Raw genomic sequence first — 11,722 nt, 5'->3', positions numbered from 1 at the left:
GTAACCAGCCGTTTCATCAGAATTTATCTGACTACTGTTATCAGGCGCCGCGCCTCCCGAGAATACCGCGCGGCATTTCAGCAATGATGTCGCTTTTGATTTTTTCCATCTGCGACTCAGTTTGAGCCGCCCTGCTCTCATGGGCTTCACGTAGAGTGGTACGTGTTTCCTTCAACTCATCGCGCAGCCTTTCGCTAATGCGGGTTTCCATTTGCTCCATAATTCTGCTTAGCCGTTGCTCAATAACTTCATCAACAATGGCCGGTAGCCGGGATAGGCTGTTTTCGATCTCTTCCTGCTGCTTTTGTATTTCAGCGCTCTTTTCCGTTAATGCAGCAATTGCGATGTTTGCCTGTTCAAATGTGCTGCCGGCGTTTTCCTGTGCATCATGAACATCCGTCAGTAAATTTCTAAGTTCTTCTACTTTGCTTATCACTTCGCCAAGCTTTTCACTGGATGCTTTCACTTTGGCAATGGCATCAAAACCTTCTTCAAAAGACATTATTTCCTCAGATTATTTGAGCTAATTCGTCAGCAACTTCCCGGAAAAGAGCGGATTTGATGGCCGCCGCCGGGAGGTCTTTATGTATAGATAAAAGCTGGTGTCGTGTTGGCTTAGCCTCGAGCAGCCAATGGGCGATAGCTTCCCGGGCGTAGGCGTTACTTCCCGCAACTTTGGTCAGGAGCGTATGCCCGTCCTCTTCCCAAAAGCGAAGAACACCTTCGGGGACAGCTTGTTGAAAACGCATACGTGTTTCAGTGTCTGATGCCGTTTCATTTAATAATTGCAGGCAGGCAGCCGCAAGATTCAGACCGGGGCTTTCCTGAGTGCCCTCAAGTAAACGAGCCAACTGAGCGGATAATTTTCTCAGGATAGAAGCATCGAGGAGCTCCTCGCTATCTTTTGATGTAATTAATGCACAAAGCGCCTCCGCTGACTCGGCCAGCGTCATGTCTCGCAATGAGGCCAGCTGGAACGCATTATTGTCCACTTTAAAAAACGATTCGAGCGTGTCGCGAAAGGCAACGGCCTGCTCGGGCGTGTATTTCAAACAAGCATTGTACAAGTTCCAGGTAGATTGCAGCCTGCTTCCAAGTTGAGTCCTGCGCACCCAATCCAGCAGCAATGAATAAAGCCCTGGCCAGTTTTCTGTTTCTTTGGCCAGGACATTCAATTTGTCTATCACCACTGACTCGGCCGCTCTACCGTCAATGGACTGGATACGAGCTTTAACCGTGCCGCAAGCTTGAGAGAAGCTGGTTTTTAACCGTCGAACCTCTACCGCCTGCACCGAAAGCTCCTCACCTTGTCCTCTCCCCCAGTCAATGACGGTCCAGGGTTCAATTAATCCCATTTGATAGAGGCGGAAAAGCGTCAACTGGAAACGCAAACCGTTGTGCAAATCTCCACATACGCTCTTTATATGTATTGTTAATCTGTCTTTCTCTGAATCGCGGATAATCCCATGGAGGCGGGTAACCAGATCCTGTTCATCCGCCAGAGAAATTAATCCCTGCCTGAGAAACCAAAGCTGTGAACGGAAATCACCTCTGGAAGCCTGGCCTCTTGAGGATATTTCGTTTTCCACCGCTTCAGGTGTCAGGTTTGCTTGCAGCTTGAGCCAGATTTGTTCTGCCTCATCGGTTTCTGCGCGGAATAACATATGGCAGTGCGACGGACGGCGATCTCTCCCGGCGCGGCCAGCCTCCTGGTAAAATGCCTCCATTGAGCCAGGCATTCCGACATGCAGCGTATGCCGAACATTAGACTTGTTGACGCCCATCCCAAAAGCCTTGGTGGTGATAATGATATCAAGCAGCCCCTTCTTCCAGCATGACTGAACCACCTGCTTATATTGCTCATAATCATTTGACGCCGTCAGAGGTTTATTTTGCAATATCCGCCACGCATTTTCAGGGTTAAAGCTCTTAGGCATAGAGCCGGAAAAGAACCCTATTTTTAAATCACCCCGCTTCTTTGCAAGGCTTTGCGATAATAATTCGACACCATTTTTTCCACTGGCGTACCTCGAAAATATATGCACAGCCGGCGGTGGCTCATCACTATTTACTGGCGCTATTTTCTCAATCTTTTTAATCACCTCGCTGGATGAGTTATCTCCTTTATAGATAGAGAAATTTAACTCAGTGCGGCTTCGGTGCATTTCGTAGGCAATGAACTCATCCGGAATCTGGAATTCGGTTTGAATATCCTTCAACACATTCACGCTTGCCGTTGCCGTAAGCCCGAGAACGGGAATATCACCGGCAATTTTGCGGAGTGTACCCGGCAGGGTGAGATAGGAAGGCCGAAAATCGTGCCCCCACTCACTCATACAATGGACTTCATCAATCACAAACATTCTCAGCAAATGGGCCTGGCGTAGCCGGAGAACGATACGGCGGAACCCTTCTGTTTGAAAACGCTCTGGAGAAACAAATACAAAGCGCATATCGCCGCTTAAGATTCGTTCTTGATAAATTTTATCTCTCAACGCTGCGGGCATGTCGCTGTCAATATTGACGACTCGGCCAGAGAAGCCAGCATTTTCTAGTTCTGCACAGTGGTCCCGGCCGAGAGCTTTGATCGGGACCACTACAATGGTGACCCCCTGGCTCAATAACGCAGGGATCTGAAAGCAAAGGGATTTCCCACCTCCTGTCGGCATCAGCCCCAGCGACTTTTGTCCTGATAGCGCATTTAAGATAAGCGTTTCCTGCCCGGGGCGAAAACTGCCATGCCCAAAGATTCGATAATTTAATTCATTCAGGCATTCACCAGAATATAAACCAACAAACCTTTGATCTGGATTTTTCGCGCTTAGATAAGATTTTCCGGAGCACCGCAGCCTGATTAGCTTAGCCGGAGATTGCGTCCCTATAGAAAATGAGTGACTTTGCACCGGGCTGGTATATATCGTTATACCGGCGGTATTTCCCGCATTATCATCCGGGCGGCTGAAAAGTCGCATATCAAAAAGCAACCCATCATCATCAAAAACAAGGTCGGGAAGAGTAAACGCCTGGTTGCGTATTTTTGAAAACAGTGAAAACCAACCAAATAAATCTTCGAACGCTCGACCAATCCATTTGCGCTCTGGATCGGAAATGAAGTCTTGTTTGATATTCACTCGCCAGCTGGATGACAGCAAATCTAATTTGCCGCAGGAAATGGCCAGCATTATTGCAATTTGTAGTCTAAGAATGGCGGTTAATTCATACCGCACCGAGGGTTGCTGCTCTCCGTCTGAGAGCATCTTTTTATATCCAGCAAGCTGCTTGCTCTTTTCAAAATGTGCAGTTAATTGGCCGATAAAATCATAAAAATGATTATTTTTAAGGCGCATATCCTCAGTTTTTAGGCGCAGCGTTTTAATACCATGCTGTACCAGAAAGCTGTCTCTTTGCCGGTCCTTGAGTTTCTGGTGAGTTTCTCCATGCTGCCCTCCATCGATTTCAATAACCAGTTCTGCCTGTGGCAAATAGAAGTCTACTCGTTCAGAGTTGGCTCCGGACATCAGCTTGTAAGACGCACCCAGTGCGCTGAAAAGCGGGTACTCGGGAACCATAAGGCCGCAGACAAATTCCCACCCTCTCAGGTAGTTGGGGATTATCTCATCAAAAAATTCCAGGGCAGGGTTGTAGCCATCGTCGCCACCGAGAATAGTCTCTCCCCAATAAGGGTGGGTTTGCGTCGATAATAACAGCGAAGTCTGGTCCAGCTCTTCCCACTGGCAGCTCATGAGCTTGAGAAGCTGAGGAGTTGGCCGGGTTGGAGCACCTCGAGTTAAAATAGCAAAACTATTTGCCACATAATCAGGTACGGCTCCGCATTCATCTGTTAAGCCATCCACCTCGAACAGAATATCTCCCTTAAAATATCCTGCACAAACCGAAATTCGTGTATTTTTTGAAGCAGCAAAGAAAGGTTGCATTACAAACAACGCTGTATAAAAAGACGATCGGAGAAAGATATTCAGCCGCCAGACTTATGTCAACTCATGCTCCAAATTAGTTAAAAAAACGACACTTAAATAGTTTACAGATGTAACTATCAGCACTCGACATTCATCATACAAATGCACCAGTATTGATCTCGATTAATGTTCAGCTGCCACCGGCTTTTTTAAAATAGTGGCCGTCAGATTTTTTCATTCGCAAAGAGGAGCACTGAAAATGATGATGACCTGGGACCGCAATCGCAATGCCATTACCGCAGGTAGCCGTGTGCTGATTAACGGCACGGGCAAAACTGGCGTGATTAAGGCTATTCACGGCGAAGGGAAAAGTGCCGAGCAGATTCGCCGCAGCAAGTGCGTGGAAGTAGAAGGCTGTGAAGGACAATATGAGCCAACGGAATTATTCCGTCTTGGGCTTCACTAATGACTAAAATTACCCGGCATTGTGCCGGGTAATAAAACTATTTGCGCAGCGCTCGTACCTGGGAAAAGCCGTGCTCAAACACGCTGTCAGCGGCGCAGATAATGACAATGACGTCTCCGCCTGAGGCTTCGCTCAGTAAACGCTCCAGTTCGGCGTCCAGCTCGCGGTTCATCTTCGGCATCGCGAGGTGCATTTCGCCCGGATAATCTTCGTCCTCATCGGGAGGCATGTCCTCGATGCGGCTGCCTTTCACCACGTAAATCAGCAACTCGTTGCCATTATGGTTAAGTTGCAGTCTTAAATATTTGCCTACCGGATGTTTAGCCATGCGTTACCTTCAATAGCGTATAAAATAGTTGTCGGCATGTTAGCAAAGCAACGAGGATAAAACGATGCAGGACTGGAACCCCGCGCTCTATTTGCAGTTTGAAGCTGAACGTACCCGCCCGGCGGCCGAGCTGGTTGCCCGAATTAACCACCCTGATGCCAAAACGTTTACCGATTTAGGCTGCGGCCCCGGCAACTCCACCGCCCTGCTGCGCAACCTTGCCCCCACGGCCGCGATTATCGGCCTTGATAACTCTCCGGCGATGCTGGCCAAAGCCGCCGCCGCGCTGCCCGACTGCCGTTTTGAAGAGGCTGATATCGCCAGCTGGCAGCCGGAAGTGAAGCAGGATGTGATTTTTGCCAACGCCTCGTTACAGTGGATACCGAATCATAGGCAGGTGTTTCCGCACCTTGCCTCACAGCTTGCCGCAGGAGGAGTGCTGGGGGTACAGATGCCGGATAACTGGCAGGAGCCGACGCATAGCCTGATGCGCCAGGTGGCGGACGAACTGGGCATTTCGCGTTCCAGCCGCGAGGCGCTGCTCGTTGCGCAGGAGTATTACGATTTGCTGGCGGGATCCGGCTGCCTGGTTGATATCTGGCGCACCACCTACTTCCACGTCATGCCCTCAGCCCGCGCGATCATCGAATGGCTCAGCTCCACCGGCCTGCGCCCATATCTGAACGGGCTGGACAGTAATCAGCAGGAGGCGTTTCTTGAACGCTATCATCAGTTGCTCCAGCGAGCCTACCGCAAGCAACATGACGGCAACGTGCTGATGCCTTTCCCACGTTTGTTTATCGTGGCGCGTAAACCAGCCTAAAGCGAGGTGCCCTGCTGGCGCAGGGCATCGATATCCTGAAGAGGAGATGCCCCGAACGCGCGGCGGTATTCCCGGCTAAACTGCGAGGGCGAGTCATAGCCCACCTTCCAGGCAACGCTTGCCACATCGCCTTCGCTACTCAGCAAGCGACGGCGCGCTTCCAGCAGCCTTATCTGTTTTTGATATTGCAGCGGGCTCATGATGGTCAGCGCTTTAAAGCGATGATGCAGGCCAGAGGTGCTCATGCCCACGCGCTTCGCCAGCTCATCAATTATTAGCGGTTCGGCATAATTTTGTTTTATCCAGGCGATAGCTTCCCCTACGCCTTTACCCTGCGCCCAGCCCAGGGCCTGTTTCCAGAAAGCGGCTCCCACCGGGGCAACGACCAATCGGTAAAGGATTTCCTGCTTGATAAGCGGGGCAAGGGCGTAAAGGTGTTCCGGGCTGTCCAGCAGCTGAACCAGCCGCAAAAAAGCCGCCTGAAGCTCTTCTTCCGCGTCGGCAACCCAGGCACCGGTTTTCTCCCCGCTGCCGTCCGGGAGCGTAACTTTCATGTTCACTACCAGGTCGGCTATCTCTTTGCCGTCAAGATCGATGCGCACGCCATAATAAGGTTTCTGAGCGGTGGCCTCGGTTACCTGGCCGGAAACCGGCATATCCACCGCCGCCAGCGAGTAGCTTCCCGGCCCGTATTCGCTGACGCGTTCGCCAATCAGCATTTTTTTGCTGCCCTGAAGCACCATGCACATGGAAGGCGAAAGCATGCCGCGGTTAAGCAGCGTCGGGCCGTCCAGGCGAATAAAACTCAGCCACGGCAAGGCGCTACCCAATTCTTTCAGGCCTGAGTCTTGTGGCGAAAAACGCCCGGCAACCAACCTGCATAATTCACTGATAATGCGGCCCGCAGGCCGCTCCTGTTGTTGCATCTCACCGCCCCATAATGGCTTTTGGTTCAAGATACGCTTCCAGCCCGTAGACGCCAAACTCCCGCCCCAGACCCGACTGTTTGAAACCGCCAAACGGTGCGAGCGGCTCGTCGTAAACGCCGTTGATAAACACGCGCCCGGCAATCAGCTGGCTGGCAATAGACGCCGTACGTTGAGCATCGTTCCCGCTGACATAAGCCTGTAGGCCATAAACCGTGTCGTTGGCAATTTGTACCGCTTCGGCATCGTCCCTGTAGGTTATAACAGACAATACCGGCCCGAAGATCTCCTGCCGGGCGATAGTCATGTCATTGCGCACGTTGACGAATACCGTAGGCTTAACAAAATAGCCGCTGGTTAAGCCCGCTGGACGACCTTCCCCGCCGCACAGCAGCTCCGCACCTTCTTCGATGCCGGTACGAATGTAATTCTGCACGCGCTGATACTGGCGGGCGGTAACGGCGGTCCCGATAGTAGTCTGCGGGTCGCGCGGGTCACCCACCACCAGCGTATTCAGGTGTTTCAGTATCTGCTCTTTAACTTCTTCCAGACGGTTTTCATGCACCAGCAGCCGCGTTCCGGCAATACAGGCCTGGCCGCTGTTCCACGACATAACCTGCAAGGCCAGAGGAATTGCCCGCTCAAGATCCACATCGTCGAGCAGCACATTGGCCGATTTTCCACCCAATTCAAGCGTTACGCGCTTCATGGTCGCCGCGCCGTCACGGGCAATAGTTTTGCCCACGTCGGTTGAGCCGGTAAAGGAGATTTTGGCGACGTCCGGGTGGCGCGTTATCTCGGCTCCCACCACATTGCCGAGGCCGGTGACAATATTAATCACGCCGTCAGGAAGGCCAGCCTCATGCAGACATTCGGTAATCAAGGCCGTTTGCTGCGCGCTTAGCTCGCTGGGTTTAATAACGGCCGTGCTGCCGGAGGCGATAACCATGGACAGCTTATTGGCAATAAAACCGTAATTAGCATTCCATGGCGTAATCAGGCCGACAACGCCAAGCGGCTCCATAGCTACTGTAGCCGTACCAACCTGGGTTTCGAATGGATAGTTTTTCAGCAACTCGCTGGCCTGAAGAAAGCCGGTATATGAGCGGATGACGGTGCTTTGGGCAAAGCCGATCGGGCAACCGTACTCTTCTACCATAGTTTCTATAAGCTCGGACTCACGCGCTTTTAGTGCATCATGCAGCCTTTGCAGCCAAATCATCCGCTGTTCGCGGCTTGAAAGGCGCATCTGGGGAAAAGCTGCTTTTGCGGCGGCGATGGCAAGGCGGGTATCTTCTTCATCCGCCAGGCGAACCTGGGCGACGGGCTGCTCGCTGACCGGGTGAAGCAAAGTCAGCACCTCGGTGCCGTGCGGCCTAAGGTGCTGACCGTTGATATAAATAGTATTGAGGATTTTCATGGGTTGCGCTCCAGGGGTTGTGTCTACCGTTTAAGTCTCGGTGACTCAGGCCATTTTCCTGTAGCGCAATCCTGTTGGATGATTGCACAATCCTGCAAAAGCGGATTAAATTTTCAACTACCTGTTCTCTGCGGTCTGGAAACGACGCGCCCGTACCCAGTCGTAACACCAGTTATAAAGCACGGTATACGGCAGGAAGAACAAGAAGAAGCCGATTTCAACCATCAGCGCCTGCAGCAGAGTGACGTTAAGCATCCACGCCGCCAGCGGCAGACCGATCAGAATAAAGCCCCCTTCAAAGCCCAGCGCGTGGGCGATGCGCAGAGGCATGCCGCGTTTGCGGGACGGCGGGAAGAATTTATCAAACCCGGTGTTATAAATAATGTTCCAGACCATGGCGACGGTGGACAGCATGATCGCCAGCGCTCCCATCTGGAACAGCGGCTTATTCATCAGCCATGCGGCCGTGGGTGCACAAATACCAATGGCGATAACTTCAAAACCGACGGCGTGCACGATACGTTCGGCGAAGGTTCTGTTTTGCGATTTCATTTTTATGACTCCTGTTTCACAAGGTCGCCATTATCATCGCAATTACTGATATGATTAAGCTAACAGCCATCGATAAAAGCGATAGTTCATGCGTTACTCACCGGAATCTCTGGAAGCCTTCTTACAGGCCGTTGAAACGGGCTCTTTTTCCGCCGCCGCGCGCAAGCTGAAAAAGAGCCAGTCCACCATCAGCAGCGCGATTGCCAATCTTGAGGCGGATTTGGGCGTGACGCTGTTTGACCGCCACGCCCGCCAGCCAACGATTACCGCCCACGGTCAGCGGATTCTGCCCTACGTACAGGCCATATTTGCCGCCAGCGAGCGGCTTGATGAGGTCTCGGTAAGGTTGGCGGATAACGTCGAACCGCGCCTGAGCTTTGTGCTCTCCGACATGTGGCAAACCGCCCATCATGAGTCGATTCTTCAGCAGTTTTCCGCGCTCTACCCGGATATAGAGTTCGAGTGCATGATTGCCGAAGATGAAGACGTTATCGACCTGCTGCAATCCGGCCGCGCCCACGTAGGCGTTTTGCGTGTGCAGAAAAATTATCCGCCGGATATCACCGTCGCACGCCTGCAGGTTGGCGCCGAGATGACCATTTTTATCCATCGGGATCACCCTCTGGCCGCCCGTAAAGAGGTGCGAATGGACGAGTTACATACCGTACGGCAGCTGGTGCTGAAAACTTTTGTTCGCCCGCGTAATGTGGCCGAGCGCGGGCCCGTTTGGTCTTCACCCTCTCTGCTGTTGCTGCTGGAGATGGCGGAACAGGGATTTGGCTGGGGAATATTGCCGAGCTGGCTGGTGAAACAGTTTGGCCACGGCGTGCTGAAGGCGCTGCCGGTGGAAGGCTGGCCTCAAATGCTGGAAGTTGACGTTGCATGGTCGAATAAAACACCGCCGGGCCCTGCCGGGCGATGGATGATAGACAGGTTACGGGAGCGGCAGTAATAAATGCGCACACAGTTTCGGTTGTCAGCCTTTGTATTTTCAGGTTAAAAGTTTTGTTTCCCCACTCACAGAAAGGCCGCAGATGAGCGCTATTACCACTCTTTTCGCAATTACCGCCACCGTTACGTTGGGGGCGATGAGCCCCGGCCCCAGCTTTGTTTATGTGGCGCAGAATGCCGTTGCTCGTTCACGGGCGCACGGCCTGGTGACGGCTTTAGGCACCGGCGTTGGTGCTGCGGCGTTCTCGCTGATGGCGCTTCTGGGTTTACAGGCTTTTCTTCTGGCGGTTCCGGTGGCGTATACCGGAATAAAAATTGCGGGGGGCATTTATCTGCTGTGGCTGGCTTATAAAATCATTCGCCATTCACGCGAGCCGCTACACGTAGGCAATGTCGGCAAAAGTGAGAAGAGCATGTTTTCGACCTTTCGCGACGGGCTTTTCACCCAGCTTAGTAACCCGAAAACGGCGGTGGTTTTTGCCAGTATTTTCACCGCGTTGCTGCCGCGAGAGATCCCGACCTTCTATTATGTGGTGCTACCGTTGCTCTGTTTTGTGATTGACGCAGGCTGGTACTCGATTGTTACGCTGGTGCTCTCATCTGAAAGGCCACGCAACGCGTATCTGCGCTTTAAGACAGTTATCGACAGGCTGGCGGGCGGCGTGATGGGGATTCTGGGGCTGAAGCTGATTTTCTTTTCACGCTGAGCATTAAAACAGAAAGCCACCGCAGACGGTGGCTCATTCGAGAGGAATCAATGAATCCCCAACCGGTGCGCATGGGAGATTTCTTCGCGCAGCTCAAGGTGGGTTAAGCCCAGTAGATCGGCAAACTCCAGTTTTAGCTGCTGCAGGCGGATCAGGAATTGTGCGGGGGTCAACTGCTCCTGCTCACGGCGAAGAAATTCAAACGCTAAGGTGGTTGGGGTTATCTCGGTGTCCATGTTAATCCTCTGTTTGGTTGTGAAATCAGGACGATTGTATCACAAATGAGCTGTGCAAAAAACGGTCAAAACGGCGTTTTCTGGCGCTTTTAACTCTTACCTAAACGACATCAGGAACGAAGCATGTTTTCAAAGCATTATGAAGTTGATGAAAGCCATATTGATTTTCAGGGCGTGGTAGACGGCCTTTATTACCCGTTTTATATGGAGTGGACCCGCCACGCGTATATGCGTGAAGCGCTGGGGATTGATATCGAAGAAGAGTTTCGCCAGGGCAAGCTCTATATGGTGCTGGAATACTCCCTGCGCTTTCGCAAAAGCCTGCAAAAAGGCGACAGCGTCGAAGTCACCTGCCAATTAGAGCGCAATGAGAAGCGTAACCGCGTGAACTTCGCCCAGCAGATAAAAGTCGACGGTGTGGTTTATGCCGAGGCGACTTTTGTCGCAACCTGCCTGGCAAACGGCCGCCCTTCTATGCCGGAAGCCGTGATGAGTGCGTTAGAGCAACTCTGAATATCGTTAAGGCCTGAAAATGGCCTTAACATTAATATCTTTAATTATTTATGGTTATTCTGTTGCCCAAATCCTGCTAACCTTTGCCGATACGTGAATTCAATTTCAGGATATTGCTATGCAAGAATTTATCCGCCCAATGTTGCAACTGCCTAATAACGAAAAGAAACTGTTGCTGCATTCCTGCTGTGCCCCCTGCTCGGGCGAAGTGATGGAGGCGATTCAGGCTTCCGGTATCGAATACACCGTTTTCTTCTACAACCCTAATATTCACCCGCAGAAAGAGTATCTGCTGCGTAAAGAAGAGAATATCCGCTTTGCCGAGCAACATGGCGTGCCGTTTGTGGATGCCGACTATGATACCGATAACTGGTTTGAACGGGCAAAAGGGATGGAGTGGGAGCCTGAGCGCGGGGTCAGATGCACGATGTGCTTCGATATGCGTTTTGAACGCACCGCGCTGTATGCCCACGAGCACGGGTTTAACGTCATCAGTAGTTCACTCGGTATTTCTCGCTGGAAAAATATGCAGCAAATCAATGACTGCGGCCAGCGAGCGGCCGCGCCTTATGAAGGCATGAGCTACTGGGATTATAACTGGCGTAAACAGGGCGGCTCTGCACGCATGATTGAGATAAGCAAGCGCGAGCAGTTTTACCAGCAGGAGTATTGCGGCTGCGTTTATTCCCTGCGCGACACCAACCTGCACCGCAAAGCCAACGATCGCCCGCTGATTAAGATAGGCAAGCTTTACTACGGCAAAGACGACGACACTTCGCAGGCATAAATAAACGGGGCGGGTGAACGAGCGTGCGGTGGGGTTAAAAATCCGGGAGCCTGCCGACATCAGTCAGGCCCCGTAATTACTCAGTAAATCCCAGAA

At 51.9% G+C, this 11,722-nt stretch carries 13 protein-coding genes; 6 read left to right on the top strand and 7 right to left on the bottom strand.

Features of this window, described 5'->3' with window-relative positions; genetic code table 11:
- Window positions 1–40 precede the first annotated feature (40 nt).
- On the bottom strand, window positions 41–502 hold the full coding sequence (locus tag FOC35_RS19585) for a hypothetical protein (protein WP_172569885.1): 462 nt from the start codon (window positions 500–502) through the stop codon (window positions 41–43).
- Window positions 503–509: 7 nt separating this feature from the next.
- Window positions 510–3,935, bottom strand: a complete 3,426-nt coding sequence (locus tag FOC35_RS19580) for a DEAD/DEAH box helicase (RefSeq protein WP_172569884.1) — start codon at window positions 3,933–3,935, stop codon at window positions 510–512.
- 244 nt (window positions 3,936–4,179) lie between these two features.
- Here FOC35_RS19580 and ydfZ point away from each other — a divergent pair, with 244 nt between their 5' ends.
- Window positions 4,180–4,383 (top strand): putative selenium delivery protein YdfZ, encoded by a 204-nt coding sequence (gene ydfZ / locus FOC35_RS19575; RefSeq protein ID WP_172570408.1) that lies wholly within the window; start codon window positions 4,180–4,182, stop codon window positions 4,381–4,383.
- A gap of 37 nt (window positions 4,384–4,420) precedes the next feature.
- On the opposite strand, the gene FOC35_RS19570 is transcribed toward ydfZ, so the two are convergent.
- A complete protein-coding gene (locus tag FOC35_RS19570; RefSeq protein ID WP_172569883.1) occupies window positions 4,421–4,711 on the bottom strand; it encodes a hypothetical protein in 291 nt (96 codons plus the stop codon).
- Window positions 4,712–4,775: 64 nt separating this feature from the next.
- On the opposite strand from FOC35_RS19570, the gene tam reads away from it, so the two are divergent.
- Window positions 4,776–5,534, top strand: coding sequence for a trans-aconitate 2-methyltransferase (gene tam, locus FOC35_RS19565; protein ID WP_172569882.1), 759 nt, complete (start codon window positions 4,776–4,778; stop codon window positions 5,532–5,534).
- Here the strand turns inward: tam and FOC35_RS19560 are convergent.
- The 3 genes from FOC35_RS19560 to FOC35_RS19550 all read right to left on the bottom strand — a co-directional run bounded on the left by FOC35_RS19560 (window position 5,531) and on the right by FOC35_RS19550 (window position 8,432).
- Window positions 5,531–6,460 (bottom strand): AraC family transcriptional regulator, encoded by a 930-nt coding sequence (locus tag FOC35_RS19560; RefSeq protein ID WP_172569881.1) that lies wholly within the window; start codon window positions 6,458–6,460, stop codon window positions 5,531–5,533. The genes tam and FOC35_RS19560 overlap by 4 nt on opposite strands.
- Window position 6,461: 1 nt before the next feature.
- Window positions 6,462–7,880, bottom strand: a complete 1,419-nt coding sequence (locus FOC35_RS19555) for an aldehyde dehydrogenase family protein (protein WP_172569880.1) — start codon at window positions 7,878–7,880, stop codon at window positions 6,462–6,464.
- Between the two features lie 117 nt (window positions 7,881–7,997).
- Window positions 7,998–8,432: a multidrug/biocide efflux PACE transporter gene (locus tag FOC35_RS19550; protein ID WP_016536579.1), complete on the bottom strand. Its 435-nt coding sequence runs from the start codon at window positions 8,430–8,432 to the stop codon at window positions 7,998–8,000.
- A gap of 88 nt (window positions 8,433–8,520) precedes the next feature.
- Here FOC35_RS19550 and FOC35_RS19545 point away from each other — a divergent pair, with 88 nt between their 5' ends.
- Together FOC35_RS19545 and FOC35_RS19540 are read left to right on the top strand one after the other, a co-directional pair.
- Window positions 8,521–9,384, top strand: a complete 864-nt coding sequence (locus FOC35_RS19545) for a LysR family transcriptional regulator (protein ID WP_172569879.1) — start codon at window positions 8,521–8,523, stop codon at window positions 9,382–9,384.
- An 82-nt stretch (window positions 9,385–9,466) separates the two neighbouring features.
- Window positions 9,467–10,090: a LysE family translocator gene (locus FOC35_RS19540; RefSeq protein ID WP_016536581.1), complete on the top strand. Its 624-nt coding sequence runs from the start codon at window positions 9,467–9,469 to the stop codon at window positions 10,088–10,090.
- Window positions 10,091–10,137: 47 nt separating this feature from the next.
- Here the strand turns inward: FOC35_RS19540 and FOC35_RS19535 are convergent, their stop codons facing one another.
- Window positions 10,138–10,326 (bottom strand): YdiH family protein, encoded by a 189-nt coding sequence (locus FOC35_RS19535; RefSeq protein WP_016536582.1) that lies wholly within the window; start codon window positions 10,324–10,326, stop codon window positions 10,138–10,140.
- A 123-nt stretch (window positions 10,327–10,449) separates the two neighbouring features.
- Here FOC35_RS19535 and FOC35_RS19530 point away from each other — a divergent pair, with 123 nt between their 5' ends.
- Together FOC35_RS19530 and FOC35_RS19525 are read left to right on the top strand one after the other, a co-directional pair.
- Window positions 10,450–10,839, top strand: a complete 390-nt coding sequence (locus FOC35_RS19530; protein ID WP_016536583.1) for a thioesterase family protein — start codon at window positions 10,450–10,452, stop codon at window positions 10,837–10,839.
- A gap of 118 nt (window positions 10,840–10,957) precedes the next feature.
- The gene (locus FOC35_RS19525; RefSeq protein WP_016536584.1) at window positions 10,958–11,626 is read left to right on the top strand and encodes an epoxyqueuosine reductase QueH; all 669 of its coding nucleotides are present in this window, start codon (window positions 10,958–10,960) and stop codon (window positions 11,624–11,626) included.
- The last annotated feature ends 96 nt before the right edge of the window (window positions 11,627–11,722 follow it).

Source organism: Cedecea sp. FDAARGOS_727, from assembly GCF_012273235.1.
Classification (GTDB): Bacteria; Pseudomonadota; Gammaproteobacteria; order Enterobacterales; family Enterobacteriaceae; genus Cedecea; species Cedecea davisae.
This window is presented reverse-complemented; position numbering and strand designations above follow the sequence as displayed.

Excerpts from the sequence above, each read along its gene's own strand:
- FOC35_RS19585 (WP_172569885.1), bottom strand. The coding sequence starts at position 502 with ATGTCTTTTGAAGAAGGTTTTGATGCCATTGCCAAAGTGAAAGCATCC.
- FOC35_RS19580 (WP_172569884.1), bottom strand. The coding sequence starts at position 3,935 with ATGCAACCTTTCTTTGCTGCTTCAAAAAATACACGAATTTCGGTTTGT.
- ydfZ (WP_172570408.1), top strand. The coding sequence starts at position 4,180 with ATGATGACCTGGGACCGCAATCGCAATGCCATTACCGCAGGTAGCCGT.
- FOC35_RS19570 (WP_172569883.1), bottom strand. The coding sequence starts at position 4,711 with ATGGCTAAACATCCGGTAGGCAAATATTTAAGACTGCAACTTAACCAT.
- tam (WP_172569882.1), top strand. The coding sequence starts at position 4,776 with ATGCAGGACTGGAACCCCGCGCTCTATTTGCAGTTTGAAGCTGAACGT.
- FOC35_RS19560 (WP_172569881.1), bottom strand. The coding sequence starts at position 6,460 with ATGCAACAACAGGAGCGGCCTGCGGGCCGCATTATCAGTGAATTATGC.
- FOC35_RS19555 (WP_172569880.1), bottom strand. The coding sequence starts at position 7,880 with ATGAAAATCCTCAATACTATTTATATCAACGGTCAGCACCTTAGGCCG.
- FOC35_RS19550 (WP_016536579.1), bottom strand. The coding sequence starts at position 8,432 with ATGAAATCGCAAAACAGAACCTTCGCCGAACGTATCGTGCACGCCGTC.
- FOC35_RS19545 (WP_172569879.1), top strand. The coding sequence starts at position 8,521 with ATGCGTTACTCACCGGAATCTCTGGAAGCCTTCTTACAGGCCGTTGAA.
- FOC35_RS19540 (WP_016536581.1), top strand. The coding sequence starts at position 9,467 with ATGAGCGCTATTACCACTCTTTTCGCAATTACCGCCACCGTTACGTTG.
- FOC35_RS19535 (WP_016536582.1), bottom strand. The coding sequence starts at position 10,326 with ATGGACACCGAGATAACCCCAACCACCTTAGCGTTTGAATTTCTTCGC.
- FOC35_RS19530 (WP_016536583.1), top strand. The coding sequence starts at position 10,450 with ATGTTTTCAAAGCATTATGAAGTTGATGAAAGCCATATTGATTTTCAG.
- FOC35_RS19525 (WP_016536584.1), top strand. The coding sequence starts at position 10,958 with ATGCAAGAATTTATCCGCCCAATGTTGCAACTGCCTAATAACGAAAAG.